21 protein-coding genes are annotated in these 16,885 nt (G+C 33.9%); 13 read left to right on the top strand and 8 right to left on the bottom strand.

The window, feature by feature from the left end; all coding sequences use genetic code 11:
- Positions 1-181: 181 nt before the first annotated feature.
- Positions 182-532: a hypothetical protein gene (locus tag HNQ43_RS01905; protein ID WP_183374247.1), complete on the top strand. Its 351-nt coding sequence runs from the start codon at positions 182-184 to the stop codon at positions 530-532.
- Positions 533-862: 330 nt separating this feature from the next.
- Here HNQ43_RS01905 and HNQ43_RS01900 read toward each other — a convergent pair whose 3' ends face one another.
- Entirely contained in the window at positions 863-1,702 is an 840-nt protein-coding gene (locus HNQ43_RS01900) for a MurR/RpiR family transcriptional regulator (RefSeq protein WP_183374245.1), read from the bottom strand.
- 153 nt (positions 1,703-1,855) lie between these two features.
- Here HNQ43_RS01900 and gnd point away from each other — a divergent pair, with 153 nt between their 5' ends.
- The 10 genes from gnd (at position 1,856) to HNQ43_RS01850 (ending at position 9,773) form a co-directional block, all read left to right on the top strand.
- Entirely contained in the window at positions 1,856-2,752 is an 897-nt protein-coding gene (gene gnd, locus HNQ43_RS01895) for a phosphogluconate dehydrogenase (NAD(+)-dependent, decarboxylating) (RefSeq protein ID WP_183374243.1), read from the top strand.
- Positions 2,753-2,758: 6 nt separating this feature from the next.
- Positions 2,759-3,184, top strand: coding sequence for a PTS sugar transporter subunit IIA (locus HNQ43_RS01890; protein ID WP_183374241.1), 426 nt, complete (start codon positions 2,759-2,761; stop codon positions 3,182-3,184).
- Positions 3,185-3,191: 7 nt separating this feature from the next.
- Complete coding sequence (locus HNQ43_RS01885; RefSeq protein ID WP_183374239.1) at positions 3,192-3,692, top strand: PTS sugar transporter subunit IIB; 501 nt, start codon at positions 3,192-3,194, stop codon at positions 3,690-3,692.
- An 11-nt stretch (positions 3,693-3,703) separates the two neighbouring features.
- Complete coding sequence (locus HNQ43_RS01880; RefSeq protein WP_183374237.1) at positions 3,704-4,444, top strand: PTS mannose/fructose/sorbose/N-acetylgalactosamine transporter subunit IIC; 741 nt, start codon at positions 3,704-3,706, stop codon at positions 4,442-4,444.
- Between the two features lie 4 nt (positions 4,445-4,448).
- Positions 4,449-5,273 (top strand): PTS system mannose/fructose/sorbose family transporter subunit IID, encoded by an 825-nt coding sequence (locus HNQ43_RS01875; RefSeq protein WP_183374235.1) that lies wholly within the window; start codon positions 4,449-4,451, stop codon positions 5,271-5,273.
- Between the two features lie 4 nt (positions 5,274-5,277).
- A complete protein-coding gene (locus HNQ43_RS01870; protein ID WP_183374233.1) occupies positions 5,278-6,477 on the top strand; it encodes a M20 family metallopeptidase in 1,200 nt (399 codons plus the stop codon).
- The gene (locus HNQ43_RS09320) at positions 6,446-6,793 is read left to right on the top strand and encodes an EamA family transporter (protein WP_425321247.1); all 348 of its coding nucleotides are present in this window, start codon (positions 6,446-6,448) and stop codon (positions 6,791-6,793) included. Before HNQ43_RS01870 ends, HNQ43_RS09320 begins: the two co-directional genes overlap by 32 nt.
- Positions 6,794-6,819: 26 nt before the next feature.
- Positions 6,820-7,323, top strand: a complete 504-nt coding sequence (locus tag HNQ43_RS09315) for an EamA family transporter (RefSeq protein WP_183374229.1) — start codon at positions 6,820-6,822, stop codon at positions 7,321-7,323.
- An 85-nt stretch (positions 7,324-7,408) separates the two neighbouring features.
- Positions 7,409-8,599 (top strand): IS256 family transposase, encoded by a 1,191-nt coding sequence (locus HNQ43_RS01855; protein WP_183374227.1) that lies wholly within the window; start codon positions 7,409-7,411, stop codon positions 8,597-8,599.
- Positions 8,600-8,897: 298 nt separating this feature from the next.
- Positions 8,898-9,773 (top strand): YitT family protein, encoded by an 876-nt coding sequence (locus HNQ43_RS01850; RefSeq protein ID WP_425321246.1) that lies wholly within the window; start codon positions 8,898-8,900, stop codon positions 9,771-9,773.
- Positions 9,774-10,137: 364 nt separating this feature from the next.
- Here HNQ43_RS01850 and HNQ43_RS09250 read toward each other — a convergent pair whose 3' ends face one another.
- Complete coding sequence (locus HNQ43_RS09250) at positions 10,138-10,374, bottom strand: integrase core domain-containing protein (RefSeq protein WP_342353952.1); 237 nt, start codon at positions 10,372-10,374, stop codon at positions 10,138-10,140.
- 262 nt (positions 10,375-10,636) lie between these two features.
- Entirely contained in the window at positions 10,637-11,101 is a 465-nt protein-coding gene (locus HNQ43_RS01840) for a transposase (protein WP_183374223.1), read from the bottom strand.
- Between the two features lie 181 nt (positions 11,102-11,282).
- Here HNQ43_RS01840 and HNQ43_RS01835 point away from each other — a divergent pair, with 181 nt between their 5' ends.
- Positions 11,283-12,224 carry a restriction endonuclease subunit S gene (locus HNQ43_RS01835; protein WP_221247975.1) on the top strand — a complete coding sequence of 314 codons (942 nt, stop codon included), beginning with the start codon at positions 11,283-11,285 and terminating at the stop codon, positions 12,222-12,224.
- On the opposite strand, the gene HNQ43_RS01830 is transcribed toward HNQ43_RS01835, so the two are convergent.
- Entirely contained in the window at positions 12,217-12,690 is a 474-nt protein-coding gene (locus HNQ43_RS01830; RefSeq protein ID WP_183374221.1) for a restriction endonuclease subunit S, read from the bottom strand. The genes HNQ43_RS01835 and HNQ43_RS01830 overlap by 8 nt on opposite strands.
- Before the next feature lie 54 nt (positions 12,691-12,744).
- Positions 12,745-13,323 (bottom strand): restriction endonuclease subunit S, encoded by a 579-nt coding sequence (locus HNQ43_RS01825; RefSeq protein WP_183374219.1) that lies wholly within the window; start codon positions 13,321-13,323, stop codon positions 12,745-12,747.
- Between the two features lie 172 nt (positions 13,324-13,495).
- Between HNQ43_RS01825 and HNQ43_RS01820 the strand changes: the two genes are divergently transcribed.
- Positions 13,496-14,443, top strand: a complete 948-nt coding sequence (locus HNQ43_RS01820; protein ID WP_183374217.1) for a tyrosine-type recombinase/integrase — start codon at positions 13,496-13,498, stop codon at positions 14,441-14,443.
- Positions 14,444-14,589: 146 nt separating this feature from the next.
- On the opposite strand, the gene HNQ43_RS09275 is transcribed toward HNQ43_RS01820, so the two are convergent.
- The 3 genes from HNQ43_RS09275 to HNQ43_RS01805 all read right to left on the bottom strand — a co-directional run bounded on the left by HNQ43_RS09275 (position 14,590) and on the right by HNQ43_RS01805 (position 16,637).
- Positions 14,590-15,303 carry a lysozyme family protein gene (locus HNQ43_RS09275; RefSeq protein WP_183374439.1) on the bottom strand — a complete coding sequence of 238 codons (714 nt, stop codon included), beginning with the start codon at positions 15,301-15,303 and terminating at the stop codon, positions 14,590-14,592.
- A gap of 101 nt (positions 15,304-15,404) precedes the next feature.
- A complete protein-coding gene (locus tag HNQ43_RS01810; protein ID WP_183374215.1) occupies positions 15,405-15,857 on the bottom strand; it encodes a hypothetical protein in 453 nt (150 codons plus the stop codon).
- A 429-nt stretch (positions 15,858-16,286) separates the two neighbouring features.
- The gene (locus HNQ43_RS01805; RefSeq protein WP_183374213.1) at positions 16,287-16,637 is read right to left on the bottom strand and encodes a helix-turn-helix domain-containing protein; all 351 of its coding nucleotides are present in this window, start codon (positions 16,635-16,637) and stop codon (positions 16,287-16,289) included.
- Between the last annotated feature and the right edge of the window lie 248 nt (positions 16,638-16,885).

Here is a 16,885-nt window from a genome sequence, read left to right as displayed (position 1 = left end):
GATACCAAAATGATACTAAAAAGCTAGAAATTGTTGTATAATCTAGACAGAGATGTTGAATTTAGGCGCAAAGCGCAGCCATTTCAAGAAAAAAATAGGATAAACTTGCTGTATGCGGATTGTTCCGGGTGGTTAGTTATCGGTTTTCGATGCAGAAGGAAATCGGATTGAAACATGGTAATTGATCGAAGAAGCTCAAATGATTCGGGGATTGAAGAGCGATGAAGAATATACTCTGCATGAAGATTTTGCCTTTATTGATTATACTATGACATCCGATATCACTTTTACTATTGATGATAGCGACAAGCCAGCTAAGGTAGTTAAGAAAGATGAGATCACAAAAGTAAAGATTTCAAAAGCGGATGCGACAACTGGTGAAGATCAGAAAGTCATCATGGAAGATACAGGAAAACCCAATGAAACAGTAGAAACCGGAACGGATCATCTTCTGCGAGGTGTTATACAGGATAATGGAAGAATTGATCGACGAGAAATATCCGGAAACAGAGATAGTATAAAACGATTATAAGAGGAATGGTTCATAGATGGATCATTCCTTTTCTTTTCAAAAAGTTTTTATCGAAAATAAGTAAAAACTTATAAATTATATAAAGTTTTTTATCACGCTGAATTACCTGGCTTGTTTGAAAAACTTATAATTCTAAATAAAAGTTTACACTCTCATAGAATGATTATTTAATAAATTGTAAAGTTATAATATAGTACTCTTCATCAGTTTCCATTTGTATTTTTTCTGGATCTTTTATGCTATCTCAATCTTCAAAGATGAAATGGAAATATTCACACCTTGGAATATTGAAATATATAAGTTTAATAAATTACTCGTATAAAATAAATATTATTCTTTAGTTTCGTTAATTACTTCTCTAATTTTGTGTAGTGTTGATTTTGATAGTTCTTCATCGTTAAGCATAATTATAGTAAATAATGTATCAATAATAGCTAGTTGAGCAATACGACTTGATAGGGATTCACTTCTATATTTGGTTTCATCAGCAACTGTATATAAAACGACATCTGCATATTTAGATAGTTCGCATTTTGGATATCCCGTGATTAAGATTAATTTGGCATGGTGTTTTTTAATTTCTATGGCAACTAGAATCATTTCTTTTGTTATTCCAGAATGTGATACTAGAAAGGCGCAATCATTTGAAGTCATTAGGGCAGCGTTCATTAATTGTATATGGTAATCAGAACTGTAAATGGCTTTAACAGGAGAGCGTAGCAATTTATGGTATGCATCTGCGCAAACTACATTGGAACCTCCAATACCAAATAAAAAGGTTAAATTAGAATTAAGTATTATTTTAGAAGCTTGTTCGATATCACTAAAAGAAAGAATTTTGAAAGTACTCTTTAATGACTGAATGCTTGATTCAAATACTTGTCTAGCGATGGTAGAGCAGTCGTCGTCTTTATTAAGATTTTCATGAATAGAAATTTCGGTATCAAATTCTTCAGTTAATAAATCATTACGAAAATCTCGAAAACCTTTATAGCCTAATTTTTTGGTGAATTGAAATATAGTGGAATCAGCAAATTTTAAATTACTGGCTATTTCATTAATGGTCATTCTAGAGACTTCTTTGGGATTTTGTAGAATATAATCAGCTATTTCTTTCTCTGTTTTACTACAATCGCGATAAATTGATTTAATTTTAAGTTTTACAGACATATGTTAGCCTCCTATATAATAAATTGTATATATAATCAAGTTATAAAGCAATAAGGTTATAAAGCGATAATAAAAAATATTTTGTTTAAAATATACATTTACAGAAAAAAATTTTTCTGATAATATGAAAGTGCAAAAAGAAAGGAGAATAATATGAAAATCGGCGTTGTAGGTTTAGGAAAAATGGGGGCAAATATAGCTTTGAATTTACTAGACCAAGGTGTTGAAGTAGTTGGTTATGATATAGATAATAATTCTAGAATGTTAGCTTCAAAACAAGGTATATCTGTGGTATCTTCAATCCAATCTTTAGTTAGTGAGCTTCCTAAAAGAAAAGTTATATGGTTGATGGTTCCAAACGGGAATCCGACTGAGAATGCGATAGATAGTTTAAAAGATCTTCTAACCAACGAAGATATCATAATTGATGCTGGAAATTCAAATTATAATGATTCAATTCGACGCGCAAATAATTTAAAACAAAAAGGAATAATTCTTTTAGATGCTGGAACTTCTGGTGGAGTATCTGGTGCAAGGCATGGAGCGTGTTTAATGATCGGAGGAGAACAAGAAGCTTACGATTACTTAGAAAATGTATTTAAGTCAATTGCTAAAAAGGATGGATGTCTATATACTGGTCATTCAGGTAGCGGACATTTTCTGAAAATGGTTCATAATGGGATCGAATATGGAATGATGGAGGCTATAGCTGAAGGGTTTCATGTGTTAAAAGAAAGTAACTTCGATTACGACTTAGAAAAAGTTGCTAATAATTGGAATCATGGTTCTGTAGTGCGAAGCTGGCTTATGGAATTGGCGGAAAAGCAATTTCATGAACATCCAAACTTAGATGATATCAAGGGTGTTGTCGATGCTAGCGGAGAGGCTAAGTGGACTGTTCAAACAGCTTTGGAAATGGAAGTTCCAGTTCCTGTTATAGCATTGAGTTTAATGGCACGTAATGAATCTAAGATTGAAGATAATTTTGCTTATAAAATGTTATCAGCATTACGAAATGGATTTGGAGGTCATGATTATATAAAGAAATAATATATCATGGATGAAATAATGAAGAATTTATTAATAATTTGTACACACGGTGATTTTGGAAAAGAAATTATCCATTCAGCAGAAATGATCATTGGAAAAACAGAAAATGTTAAATACTTTTCGTTGAAAGAGGGAATGGATCCATTCCAATATAGGAGTTTAATGACTGAATATTTAGACGAACATGAAGATTGTGGAGTTTTATGTTTAGTGGATTTATTTGGTGGAACACCATGTAATATGGCTACATCTATACCACGAGATAATTATGAAATAGTTTCTGGCTTGAATCTTGCAATGCTAATTGAAACTTATTCATTATTGCAATCACTTACGGTTGAGCAACTTAAAATGACAGCTCTTGATACTTTATCAAATAGTGGTCATGATGTAAAAAAAAGATTTCAAGAATTAAAATTAAGAAAGAGATGAGATTATTATGTTTGATATTAGGTTAATACGATTAGATTTTCGATTGATACATGGTCAAGTCATAACAAAATGGTTTGGACAGATTACTGGAAATGAAATTGTCATTATTGATGATGATTTATCTCAAGATGATTTTATGGCTAGTATTTATGAAATGAGTGCTCCAGTTGGATCAAAAGTGCGAGTTTATTCTGTAGTGCAAGCGATTGAAAAGATGAATGATGAAACTTTTGCACAAGGTAAAGTTTTAGTTTTATTTAAAAATGTCGATCAAGTATATAAAGCATACTCTCATGGATTTAAAATTGATGAACTTCAAATTGGAGGATTAGGATCAGCTCCAGGACGAATAAATGTTTATGGTCCTATTACTTTAAATGATCACGATGCAAGTTTATTAAAACATATGTCTGATAATGGAACAGAGATATATTTACAACAAGTTCCAGAAGAAGCAAAGATGTCATTTAAAAAGGTTTTAGAAAAATATAACTTTAATTTAGAATAGGAGAGAAAATCATGGATGTCGGATTAGCGTTATTTAGTGGATTTGTATATTGGCTATCATCTTGTAAAGTTGGTTATACATTGGAATCTTCTTTAGGTTCTGGATTGTTTATTGGATTTATGTTTGGTTTATTTTTTGGTGATATGATAACAGGGCTAGCATTAGGAGCAAGTATTCAATTGGTATATTTGGGCATGATTTCCACTGGTGGAAATATGCCAGCAGATAATGCTTTAGCTGCAGTTATCGCAATTCCTATTGCGATGAAATCAGGATTAGATGCAAATGCAGCAGTAGCTCTTGCAGTTCCATTTGGTGTATTAGGTGTTTTCTTGGATCAATTGCGTAGAACATCAAACTCTATTTGGGTACGTAAAGCTGATGAATTAGCGCAAAAAGGAGATATCAAAGGAATTTTCAAATGTGCTTATATTTATCCTGAAATTGTAATTTTCTTTTTAAGATTTGTTCCTGTATTTTTGATTTCATTATTAGGTACAGATTCTGTAATTTCTCTAATTGAATCATTACCAGAATTTATTATTACAGGTTTCTCTGTAGCAGGTGGTATATTACCAGCTATGGGATTTGCGATTATTTTAATTACCATTGGTAAACCAAAATTACTACCATATTTCTTTATTGGTTTCTTTGCTGTTCAATATTTAGGATTGAACAATATGGCAACAGCTATTTTTGGAACATGTCTTGCTCTATTAGTGATTTTTGAGAAATCAAAAAAGGAGGCTTAATAAGATGACTACAGATAATAATAAAGTATTAACAAAAAAAGATTTATTTACGGTGTGGAATCGTTGGTATTTCTCAACGGAACTATCTAACTCCTATGATAGATTACAAGCTCTAGCATTTTGTAATGCGAGTAGTACAATATTAAGAAAGCTTTACAAAAATGACGATGAGTTTAAAGAAGCATTGGTTCGTCACTTGGAATTTTACAACTCTGAAGGAACTATGGGTGGGATGGTTCAAGGAATTGTATTATCTATGGAAGAAGAAAATGCGGTTTCTCATGCAGTGCCAGGACAAATTATTACTGGTATTAAAACAGGATTGATGGGGCCTCTTGCTGGTATAGGTGATACGTTAGTATGGGGTACAATTAAACCTATTATCTATGCACTTGGATGTACATTTGCTTTACAAGGAAACCCTATTGGAGGTGTATTTCCATTCTTATTTGCCATTATAACTTATATAGCAGGATGGTTCTTACTAAAATTTGGATATACTTTAGGTAAAGATGCTGTAATGAAACTAATGAAGAGTGGTACTATTAATACAGTCATTACCGGAGCTAGTATTTTAGGATTATTCATGATGGGAGCTTTATCAAGTTCATATGTTTCAGTGAAGACTCCTCTAGTATTTGAATTTGAAAATGCGAATCCAATTGTTTTACAAGATATTTTAGACTCAATTGTAATGGGAATGTTACCGCTAATTGCAATTTTCGGAATTTATTTTGCATTCACTAAGAAAAAAGTTGGATATAATACAGTAATCTTCTCAGTTATCATTATTTCTATGATTGCAAGTTTCTTCGGTATTTTAGGATAAAACTATGAAAGAGATTAAAAAAGATTGTGATCAATTGGCTGAAAATATTTTAGATAAAATTTGGGAATTTTCTTTAGATATTCATTCAAAACCAGAGCTTTCTTTCCAAGAATATTATGCAAAGGAACAACAAATCGAAATTCTACGCCAAGCTGGATTTGAAATAGATGATAATGTAGAAGAATTAGAAACAGCATTTATTGCTAAATATGATCGTGGTGGATCAAATATCGGGATTATTTCAGAATATGATGCTCTGCCAGGTTTAGGACATGGATGTGGACATAATTTAATTTGTGCTAGTGCTGTTGGAACAGCACTAGTACTTAAGGAGGTTATTGATAAATATCATATATCTGGTTCAATCTATGTATTAGGAACCCCCGCAGAAGAAGATGGTGGCGGTAAAATCATAATGTTAAAAAATCATTATTTTGACAATATAGATGCAATAGTTTTTATGCATCCAACAAGTGATCTAACTAGATTAGCAGGGGCTTGTTTATCAAGTAAACAAATTATTATTGATTATGAAGGTAAATCATCTCATGCTGGTAGTCATCCTGATAATGGTGTCAATGCTCTGAGTGCTGCTAATTTATTTTGTGTGGCATCAGGATTACTACGACAACATTTTAAAAGTGATGCTAGATTCTCTTGTATTATTACAGATGGGGGTCAAGAAACTGGATTAATTCCAGATAAAGCTCAACTGAAATGCTCATTAGCTTGTTTCAATTTTACATATTTAGAGGAACTAGAAAAAAGAATTGTTAACTGTGCAAAAGGGTGTGGCGATGCTTTAGGGTGTGAAACAAATTTAGTCGTTAATGATGGCTATCAAGGACGTGTTCCTAACACGATTTTATCAGAAGTTTGTAGAAAAGAATTAATAGATATTGGAGAACCTCTATTAGATGGTATGCCAGTAGATTATGGTGGTGAAGATTTAGGTAATGTTTCAAGATATATACCTATTTGTAATCCATATGTAACTATTTTTCCAGATTATAAAATTTCAAATCACACACCTAATTTTAGAGAATTAGCATCTACAAATGCAGGTAAGCGATGTATTTTAGTTACGATGAAAAGTTTATCAAGGACAGTGATAGAACTATTAAAAAATGACACAATAATCGAAGAAGCAAAGGCAGAACTTAGAAATAGAATTGAATCTGAAAAAAATTGTATTGAAAAATAAGTTTCAAATATTAATTTCTGCGATTATTTATGGATTTATTCCAGCCTTATCAGTCAATCTCATTAATAATGGAATGTCTCCAGTAATTGTCTCTTTATATAGATATTTACTAGGTATTCCATTTCTATTATTTTTATGGAATAAGTCTAAAAATAATACTTTGCTCTCTTTAAGTGAATTTATTAAATCAGTATTCTTTTGTGTTATTCCTGCAGCAGTTACGATGCTATTTTTAAATATTTCTTATAAATATATATCGCCAGTATATCGCCAGGAACCGCAACATCAATTCATTTTCTATATCCATTATTTGTGATTTGTTTAAATTGTATAGATAAAAGAATGTATCCAAATAAATACATTTGTATTTCGATATTTATAGCTATATTCGGTGTATTAGGGTTTATTGATGATATAGGGGATTCAATAAAGGGAATATCATTAGCTTTTTTATCTTCGTTAACATATGCTATATATTTATACTCGTTGGAAAAACTCAATTTAGAACATACTAAAATGTTATGCTTATCGATTATAAATACAATTGGTAGTGCTTTGTTATATGGAGGGTTGATTTTATTTATAGGCAATTCGTTTCTTATCAATAATAATTCAGTGATTACTCTAGTGATAATCGCAATTTTAAGTACATGTGCCCTAATTTTCTTACAAAATGGAACTAGATCTGTAGGAGCACAAACATCTGCAATGTTATCATTGTTTGAACCGATTACAAGTCTATTTGTTGATATTATTATATTTGGGATTACATTAACGTTACGTAAAAGTATCTCTGTATTTTTCTTAATTGGATCTTTAATCGATAGCATAGAATATTTTGTGTAAAAGTGATTTTCTTTAAAGATAAAAAAAAGGTATATCCTTAGTAAAATTAGTTCGACCAAAAACAATTTACGAAAGGAATATACCCATGAACTATTTTACTACATCTTTGATGAAAAGCCTATTTACTAATGACAACAATCTTCCTGCTTTCGAACAAGCTGTTTCTGAACTTTTCCGCTCTGAACTCGAAAAGTCTCTAAATGAAATATTAGCCTATGAACTCACTGCTTTTTTGGATTATGAACCTTATCAAAGAACCGATAGTCAAAATTCTAGAAACGGATTCTATGAAAGGAAGCTGGACACAAAGTATGGTCCTCTCACACTTCGTATCCCTAGAGACAGACTCGGTGAATTCTTTACTTCCCTTATTCCTAAATATAGAAGACGAGACTTTTCAACAGAAGCCACCATCCTTGATCTTTTTGAAGAAGGAATGAGCAATTCTGAAATCTGCACCATCATTCGAAAATTGTGCGGACATCACTATTCCAAGCAGACGATTTCCAACATTACCGACAAGACCTTGGAATGTATCGATTCATTCAAGAATAGAACGCTCAATAAAGAATATCCAGTGATCTATCTTGATGGTACGTCCATGGCCTTGCGACGAGACACGGTATCTCGAGAGATGGTTCATATAGCACTTGGGATCACACTAGAAGGAACCAAAGAAATCTTAGGCTACAAGATAGCTCCTAACGAATCCTCTGAAATCTGGAAAGAACTTTTGGAAGATCTTAGATCCAGAGGGGTGGAACGTGTTTCTTTGTTCTGCACAGATGGTTTATCTGGAATGGAAAATGTAATAAGCGAGTCCTTTCCAGCATCCAATATCCAAAGATGCTTGGTTCATATCCAAAGAAATTTATGTGCCAAGACAAGGGTCTCTGACCGAAAAGAGGTGGCTAATGACTTCAAAGAAGTCTATCGCTCCAAAACGAAAGAAGACGCATCAAGTGCTTTTGATCAGTTTATCGAAAAATGGAAACACAAATATCCATCGATGGTAAAAAGCCTAAGCAACAATGAGAATCTGTTCACATTCTATGACTACCCTGAATGTATTAGACAAACGATCTATTCTACAAATCTGATCGAAGGAAATAACAAGCAGCTTAAGCGTAGCTTCAAAAAGAAGGAGCAGTTTCCAACGGAGCAATCAGAAGAGAAATATCTAGTTATCCAATTTAATCGATACAACGAGAAGAATATGAACCATATACATCGAGGATTTGGACAAACGATAAGAGAAGACTGGTTTAAGGACTAATTGAATTGGCTAGGGATATAACTTTTACACATAAATGTTGACACTACCCATTTAGATGATCATGTGACTGTTGAGTGCTTTCTTAATTATTATATTTTTTGTAAAAATACAATCTGTTTGAACCAGGATTTTATTTTCAAAGCAAATATGTGTTGGTGTTAAGTTTTTATTTTAATTCTGATAAAGAATTGATTGGTATTAAGGACAAAGAAATTGTGATATTCTGCATGAGTTTTTAATGATCTTTCTTTTATTTATAATTTTTTGGGAAGATACACAATGTAAAAGGAAGGTGGATATGATGATGAAAAAAGATAATTGGAAGGATTTCCTTTTGGTTATTATAGGTAATTTTGTATTAGCGATTGGAGTTACAGTTTTTGTTTTGCCTAACGATATACTTACAGGTGGTGTTGCTGGAATTGCTGTTGCGTTACAACCTTTGATTGACATTGATCCAACGATTATCATTAATATTTTAACGGTAGCTTTATTTTTTGTTGGACTTATTTTTTTAGGAAAACAATTTGCATTAAAAACGTTGCTTTCATCCATTTGTTATCCAATGCTGATTTCATTATTATCTTGGTTCTTAGCAGCTTATTTTCCAGAAAATTATTTTGTCATGGATCGGTATTTGGCAACAATTTATGGCGGAATTTTTATGGGATGTGGTGTTGGACTTATCTTTCGTTGTGGGGCAAGTAGTGGGGGTACGGACATTCCACCTCTGGTCATACACAAATATACGCATATATCTTTACCAACACTTGTGTTGATTACGGATGCATTGACCGTTTTATTAGGCGTTTTGACGTATGGTTTTCAAGCTGCTTTGGTGGGTATTATATCTGTCTTTATTAGCAGCGTTTCTATAGATAAAATGTTGACCTTAGGAGCGATTAAGTCAAAGAATTGTATAATTATTTCAGAACACTATGAAGAAATGCTGCATTATATACATCAAAACTTAGCTAGAGGAACTACGATTCTCCGTGGTTATGGAGGGTATACACACGAAGATCGTCCAGTAATCATGGTTGTTGTCTCAAAAAAACAATATCCGCTACTCCAATATGAAGCGCAGAAAGTCGACCCGAATGCATTTATAATTGTGACAGATACTGATGAAGTTCACGGGTTGGGCTTTTCATTTCAAGAAGAGCTTTCTTAAAAATAAGCAACACTGTGTAGCGAAAGAAAAATTCAGAAACAGTATAGAAAAAAAGTTTTGCATTTGTAGACCAAACAACAGGGTTTCTATACAAGGACATTATTTCGTTTTCTTGTTTTGAAAATAAGCTTCTTATATATGTATGCAGGAATTTAAAGCGAAGAGTTAATCATTTTTGGCATTAGTAATAAAAAACATAACTGAAATAATATGATATTTATGTAGCTAGTATTTCTTAACTACAATTAGGCGATATAGATTTTAAATATAGTACGAACTCCTTCTATAATATGGGATGTAGTTTACATCAATTCCCAATATGTAGTGCACTAGTCAACAGAAAGTAGACACTTTCATATAAATTTTAGCTTTTCTCACTCTGAAAGTATTCATCCTTTACTTGCTTAGGCGTCTTGTATCCAAGAGCGTAGGCAGGTCTTTCATTATTGAAGAAAATAACATACTCGCCGATACTCTTTAAGACATTATCCGATTCAGTAATCTTAAAATCGGTAAACAACTCTTCTTTAGTCCAACCATTGATAGCTTCCATAGCTCCATTATCCGTAGGCGCACCAGCACGAGACATACTTCTTGTGATGTTATAAAGAGGTAAGGTTTCGTTGAAATCTTTAGAAGCGTATACAGACCCTTGATCAGAATGCAGTATTAATTCATAGTCGGGTAACCAAATAATTTAGGGGACTCGGCCAAAAATCTGGGGGAGAATTTAGGGGATTAACCCAAGGACAAAAATTTTCTACTCCCCTAAATTAAAAATTCAAATGTAAAAGGAGGGTGACAAAAATTTGCTCTCCTTTTTCATATCTCCCAGTCTATTTTTGATTCTGTATATGTATATATTATCTTAGCTTGGTCTTATTGTAACAGCCACGTTTTGCCCCGTTTTTCTTGAACTCAGATCTGGGTCTTGGGACTCCCTTGATGGCTGGATTTCTTCGCATGCTTAAGAGGATGCGGTTTCGTGTATAATGGAAATCAGAGAAGCCTCGTGCGTTTCTCTTATAATCCTTCGGCTTGCGGTTGAAGGATTCCATCGGTCCATTGGATAATCGGCTATAGTATTCTTTTTCTTCGGTTTCGGTTTTTCTATGGACCTTTAATCTTGTGAACGAATGGATGATCATTTCCTTGTGGGATTCCAGAAAGCGAGAAAAATCATAGAATATGAGTTGATCTGAATCTTGATATCTGGAGATGAGATTCTCCAGCGCATTCTGAACATCCTCTGCCTTTTCATATTCGATCTGATTGAAACGTGGTACTATGTCAAGAAAATGGACAAACTCTCTATTTAACTTGTCCATTTTCTTGACATAGTACCAAAACGAGTTCGCAGAGAAAGATGGAAGCTTTGAACATGCTACGCTATCGAAAGACGGAATATTCGGAAAAACAGCACGATATGATCGTGATTTCCTAGTCTCTACCGAAAACAAAAAGTACAAAGTTACGCACATTAACGACTTGTGTTACAATCCGGCAAATTTGAAATTTGGTGTAATTTGTTTAAATAAATATGGGGATGCAATTTTTTCTCCCATATATGTCACCTTTGAAATCCAGAGCGATTACGACGCTGATTTTGTTGGTGAAAACTTATCAAGATGGGATTTCATAAATAAGGCTTTACGGTATCAGCAAGGCACTGTATATGAGCGAATGGCAGTTTCTCCGGAAGACTTTTTGACCGTTAAGTGCTATATGCCTTCAAAGCGCGAACAGGAAAAGTTATCAAAATTCATTGGTCTCATAGACGAAAAAATAGTTTGTCAGCGGAAATATATTGACGTCCTCAAGAAGTATAAAAGAGGTGCAGTAAGGCATCTCCTTTCACCAAAATCATGTCCCCTGAAAAAAGCGAGATGGACTACTGCCAAGATGGGTGAACTCGGCAGTTTTGTAAAGGGAGCACCTCTTTCCAAAGCCGATATATCCGAGGATGGTACACCCTTTATCCTTTATGGAGAACTTTATACCACCTACAACGAGGTTATAACCAGTGTTAAACGGCGGACGCAAGCACAAGTTGATGAGTTATTTCTGAGCCGTGTAGGAGATGTCGTAATCCCGACTTCCGGCGAAACGCCAGAAGAGATTTCAACTGCATCTTGTGTCATGTTGCCCGGTGTCATTCTTGCCGGAGACCTCAATATTTTCCGTGGCGATAAGGTGGATGGACGAATTATAAGCTATCTGCTTAATCATGTTGTTAATGCAAAAATCGCCCGCATAGCACAGGGGAAGTCAGTTGTCCATATTCAAGCGAGTGAATTGCGCAAACTCACATTGACATACCCGGATAAAAACACTCAGAACACGATTATAGGATTACTTTCCTTGCTTGATGATCAGATTATGAATGAAGAAAATGTGCTTGCTTTTTTGTCCGATCTAAAAGAGGGACTATTACAGCAGCTATTCATATAAAAAGTTGCTGTAACAATGCTTCCTTAGTGCGTGCAAGTCCTTGAACACAAGCTTGACAAATATCAATCCTATGATCCAAAGCATAAAGCATAGTGGCTATTTGTGACTGCACTCCGAATGAGGGAAATGCAATAGAAGTTTTTAGAATTTCGCTTTTGTTTATAGAGGAAACCTTCGTCCCTTGTACCAGCGGAAGTATTTGCGTTCTAAATCGTTTGGAATTGATAAAGTAACCAAGATACATAGGTGCAAACGAGATCTTAGGGCGGCATGGTATTGTGTGAAGTCCTGATAATGCCTTCACATCAGCGACTCCAACAATTTCTACCGCCTTGCCAACTGTATAATCTTCTGCGGTATCTGCGATCACAATGTCCCCGTCGCGCAGATAACTGCTTTGAGCATACTTTGAAAGGCTCACATCCGAGCGAATGTATGGTACCTTTGACTTAGAAAGATCAACCACAACTCCGTATTTAATTAGAACATCTCCATAGTGAATGTTATAAGCTATTCCGCTTTAGGATGACATTTCGTCCCGAGAGAATGTGTTGTTTTGCAGCAGATCGAAAGCTTCACCAAACGGGACTGTTGTCCATTCTTCGGTTGTCTCATTCTCCCCAAAAAGCTCATCCGAGAGTCCTCTTTTATACTTCTTGAGGGTATCGACGAGTTGCCGTTGTTTGGCTATTCTTTCTTCGAGTGTACTAAAGAAAGAAGAGATTTTGTGCTGTTCTTGTAGAGAAGGAATATAGAGCTTGATGGCACGGATTTGCGGATATTTAAGATTCCAAGTGTCCGATGTTAATCCTTGCGAGTTTTTCCTAAACTCATTTATCAAATTTGAAGTTTTGAATAAGGCTACAAAGTATTGATTATCAATCTCTTCGATAGGCATTAACACGGTGTATGCAGGACTTACTATTCCATTATAGTTAGAAACGCCATTTGCCCCTTGCCACATCCGCATAGAGTTATACACCATATCTCCTTTACAAACGATTTTGTAATTGCTTTTATCTTCGCTTGAATTGTCCTTTCCCTCTATCTCTGAGCGAGGCATTACACCATCATTCATTGTCACAGAAAGTAGCTCCATATCGCCAGCTCCTCGCTGGCTTCGCTCGGCGTAAACATCACCTATCTGGTATTTCCTATACGGCTCATCAAAGCCAGGAAATCGCAACTTCGGACACTTTTCGAGACCGTTAATTGAGGATAAATACTAATGGATATACCTCTACAAGATAATATTTGTGGAGGTGGTCATTATGACAGAAAATACACAATTTAAGACTTTGGTGAATAAATGGTTAAACAACAAAAAAGCCATGATTACGCCATCGACATTTGCTAGTTTTGTACTTATTACGGAGAATCATTTAGTTCCATATTTTGGCAAAAGGAAGATTGGAACTATAACCGAATCTGATGTGCAAAATTACATCGTTTATCTTTATAATGCAGGACGGTTAGATAAAACAGGGGGTTTAACTGTTAAAACAATTAGGGATGTTGTATTAGTTTTAAGATTGGCAATGGAATATGCTTATAAAGAAAAAGTCATACCATTATTGAATTGGGATCTTATTGAATATCCTAAGGAGTTGGGGAATAAGAAAGTAGTTTCTTTATCTAAAGATCAAGAACAAGAACTTATTCAATGCATTTACATGAATTTAAACAGAAAAACAGCAGGGATATTAATTTCGCTATTTACTGGAATTCGCATCGGGGAACTTTGTGGGCTACAAATGAAGGACATATCACTGACAGAGAAAACGATTAACATTAATAAAACCGTCCAAAGAATTTATGATAAGAAAAAAGGAACATCATTTATTCATATTGGTCCGCCAAAAACAAAAACATCTGCTAGAGTTATTCCTTTACCGTCGTTATTAGTGAATATTATTAAGAAGTTTTACAATGAAAATCCAAATCATTATTTTTTAACTGGTAAGACGAGGCCTACCGAGCCAAGGACTTACAGGCAGTTTTTTTCAAGGTTCTTAAAGCGTCATAACCTGGCTAATGTTAAATTCCACGAAATAAGACATACTTTTGCGGTTAGAGCAATAGAAATTCCAGAGTTCGATATCAAGTCTTTATCTGAGATTCTGGGGCACAAAAACGTATCGTTTACTTTGAATGTATATGGTAGTGCTAATTTGCAACAGAAAATAAAATGCATGAATCTTTTAAACGAATTACTTTAATAGCCAAATAACTGAGGAAGAAATTCTAACGGTTTAATTACTGTGAGAATTCAAAATGGAAAATGAACTAACTCTTAATATAAATATTATTACTGGGAAAGATGGTTGGAACCAATAATGTTGGCAACCATCTTTTCACTTGTTGATTATTTTGGATTGGCAAACACCACGCCTTTATAGATGCTGTTAAGTTGGGCAAGGGTATAAGTCTTAGTTTGCCAGTCCGTTTTTGCTTCCTGGAAGGTATTGGTTTTGCCGTCAATGTTGCCTTCCTGGATGGTGATATTTGTTCCATCCCATGCGATCACAATACCGACATGGTTATGTCCAACACCAGAGAAAACAGCGCCTGCCTTTGGCGTATTGGATTTTTCAAATTTATGAGGATGTGCCGCAACCAGCTGATCCACGCATTGATTCCCGTTTCCGGTAAATCCGGGACTGTATCCATAGATTTCATAAAATCTTCCCCAGGCAAACCAGGTACATTGGCCATATAATCCAAACTGACTGTAATAGTTATTCATGCCCCAAGCTTTCATATTTTCAAAGTTTGGTTCCCCTCGGATGTTGCCAAATCCTAATCCAACATAGCGCATGACATGATCTATATAGTCTGGGTCACCATAGCCGTTGACTCCTAGTTCTTCACATTTCATATTGGAGAAGACTTTGGCGTTGGCTTTGGAATAACCACCAAAATTGGTGATGGCCCATGATATATAGCCGTTTCCATAGTTGTATCCTTGTAACGCAAGGTAGATGTCTTCTGTATTAAAAGGATCTTTAACTTTTGCCTGTTTAATGCAGTCGGTAAATGTTTTAACACCGACTTCGATGGAATATTCCGGATCGGTGATGTCGTTTGGAACTCTTGGATATTTCGTTTTTTTTTAATGTTTAAGCGAGGAGTCCTACCAAAATGCTACCATTTTACAAATGGATAATAAAAAATGAGTTATTAAAAATTAATTTTACTTATGCTATTGTTGATTATTTCTGCTGAAAACTTTGCGGTTTTTATTTTTTCTTTTTTTACTTTCTCTATTGAGAATTTATCATCAAGAATTTTAAACTTTTCGTGATTTATCATTTTAGCTTGTACATCAAATTTGGTAATATATGTGCTTTCAAAAGAATTTTTGTATGAGATTTCTACATGCCAAGTTAATTGGGCTCCAAGGGGAGAATAAAAATTGTTGTAATCTGTAAATGTGAATTCTATACTCTCATTTGGAAGCAAAATATCTCTATGTATATAGTTATGTGAAATTACTGAATCATTGGGATTCTTCATTCTAATTTCTAAGTTTATGGCTTCCGTGTTTCCATAATTGAATAGTTCGAAATTGAATTGTAAGAAATTTTTTGCCACTAACTCAGAAAAAATTTGAGGATTTTGTTTTAAAGACAAAATAGAACGGTATTGTAATTCTAATTCTTCTTTTCTATCCTCATTTTGTTTGATTTCTTGATAAATTCTTTGTACTTTTTGATCAGCAATAGTCCACCAAACGCCAAGTAGAGTAATAAAACCACCTGATATTCCAGCTAAAATGGTCGCGTAATATTGAATAAAAATGGACGCTGAATCTCGATCGAAGATGCCTATAGGACTCTTTATAAATGGGATAATGGGGACTATTATAAATAATAAAATACAAACGCTAATTACAGTTTTTTTATGAAATTTTATAAATTTAAAAATATTTTCTATAAAAATCCCTCCTAGATGATGAATTTTTGAATCGTAGAATTTATTTATCCTTTATTCCATATTGATATTTCCATTCACGATATTTCTCTAAAGAAATATCTCCATTTATGTATTTATGATTCATTTTTATCCATTCATTAATAAAGTCACCGAAATATTGCTTATCAAATTGAACCCAACTACATTTTCATCTTTTTTAAATTTAAAAGGTAATACATCGTCCCAATCGAATAATTCATATGCTAAATCTAAAGCATATGTGTTGTCCTCCTGACTTAAATAGTAGGAGTTTATATTTAAAGCTTTACTAATTTTTATTAACATATCTTCTTTTGGAACACGTATTCCTCTTTCATATTTTAAAACTCTTCCACGACCATAATCATTATCTTCAAATCCAATAGCCACTGTTAATTCGCCTTGCATCATGTTACGTAAGAGGCGAATTTTTCTTATTCGTTCGCCAATATTGGCCACCAGTACACCTCCTTTTTTTATTATTATAAACATATTATTCAATCATCAAATAATTTGCTTTAATAGATTTGAGTAAAGAAGTGAGCTTGAGCTCACTTCTTTGTTGTTTATAGAGGATTGCATAGGCGTTGTTTCGCGTTTGGGATATTTAACGGGTATCCAAAATAATTAGGGGTCTTCAATTTGGGGGTCTATTTAGGGGTCAATCTAGGGGACCATTTTAGGGGTCTGTGAATTGACCCCTTTTT

The organism is Faecalicoccus acidiformans, assembly GCF_014202635.1.
Classification (GTDB): domain Bacteria; phylum Bacillota_I; class Bacilli_A; order Erysipelotrichales; family Erysipelotrichaceae; genus Faecalicoccus; species Faecalicoccus acidiformans.
This window is presented reverse-complemented; position numbering and strand designations above follow the sequence as displayed.

Excerpts from the sequence above, each read along its gene's own strand:
- HNQ43_RS01900 (WP_183374245.1), bottom strand. The coding sequence starts at position 1,702 with ATGTCTGTAAAACTTAAAATTAAATCAATTTATCGCGATTGTAGTAAA.
- gnd (WP_183374243.1), top strand. The coding sequence starts at position 1,856 with ATGAAAATCGGCGTTGTAGGTTTAGGAAAAATGGGGGCAAATATAGCT.
- HNQ43_RS01890 (WP_183374241.1), top strand. The coding sequence starts at position 2,759 with ATGGATGAAATAATGAAGAATTTATTAATAATTTGTACACACGGTGAT.
- HNQ43_RS01885 (WP_183374239.1), top strand. The coding sequence starts at position 3,192 with ATGTTTGATATTAGGTTAATACGATTAGATTTTCGATTGATACATGGT.
- HNQ43_RS01880 (WP_183374237.1), top strand. The coding sequence starts at position 3,704 with ATGGATGTCGGATTAGCGTTATTTAGTGGATTTGTATATTGGCTATCA.
- HNQ43_RS01875 (WP_183374235.1), top strand. The coding sequence starts at position 4,449 with ATGACTACAGATAATAATAAAGTATTAACAAAAAAAGATTTATTTACG.
- HNQ43_RS01870 (WP_183374233.1), top strand. The coding sequence starts at position 5,278 with ATGAAAGAGATTAAAAAAGATTGTGATCAATTGGCTGAAAATATTTTA.
- HNQ43_RS09315 (WP_183374229.1), top strand. The coding sequence starts at position 6,820 with ATGTATCCAAATAAATACATTTGTATTTCGATATTTATAGCTATATTC.
- HNQ43_RS01855 (WP_183374227.1), top strand. The coding sequence starts at position 7,409 with ATGAACTATTTTACTACATCTTTGATGAAAAGCCTATTTACTAATGAC.
- HNQ43_RS01850 (WP_425321246.1), top strand. The coding sequence starts at position 8,898 with ATGATGATGAAAAAAGATAATTGGAAGGATTTCCTTTTGGTTATTATA.
- HNQ43_RS01840 (WP_183374223.1), bottom strand. The coding sequence starts at position 11,101 with ATGGACAAGTTAAATAGAGAGTTTGTCCATTTTCTTGACATAGTACCA.
- HNQ43_RS01825 (WP_183374219.1), bottom strand. The coding sequence starts at position 13,323 with ATGGAGCTACTTTCTGTGACAATGAATGATGGTGTAATGCCTCGCTCA.
- HNQ43_RS01820 (WP_183374217.1), top strand. The coding sequence starts at position 13,496 with ATGACAGAAAATACACAATTTAAGACTTTGGTGAATAAATGGTTAAAC.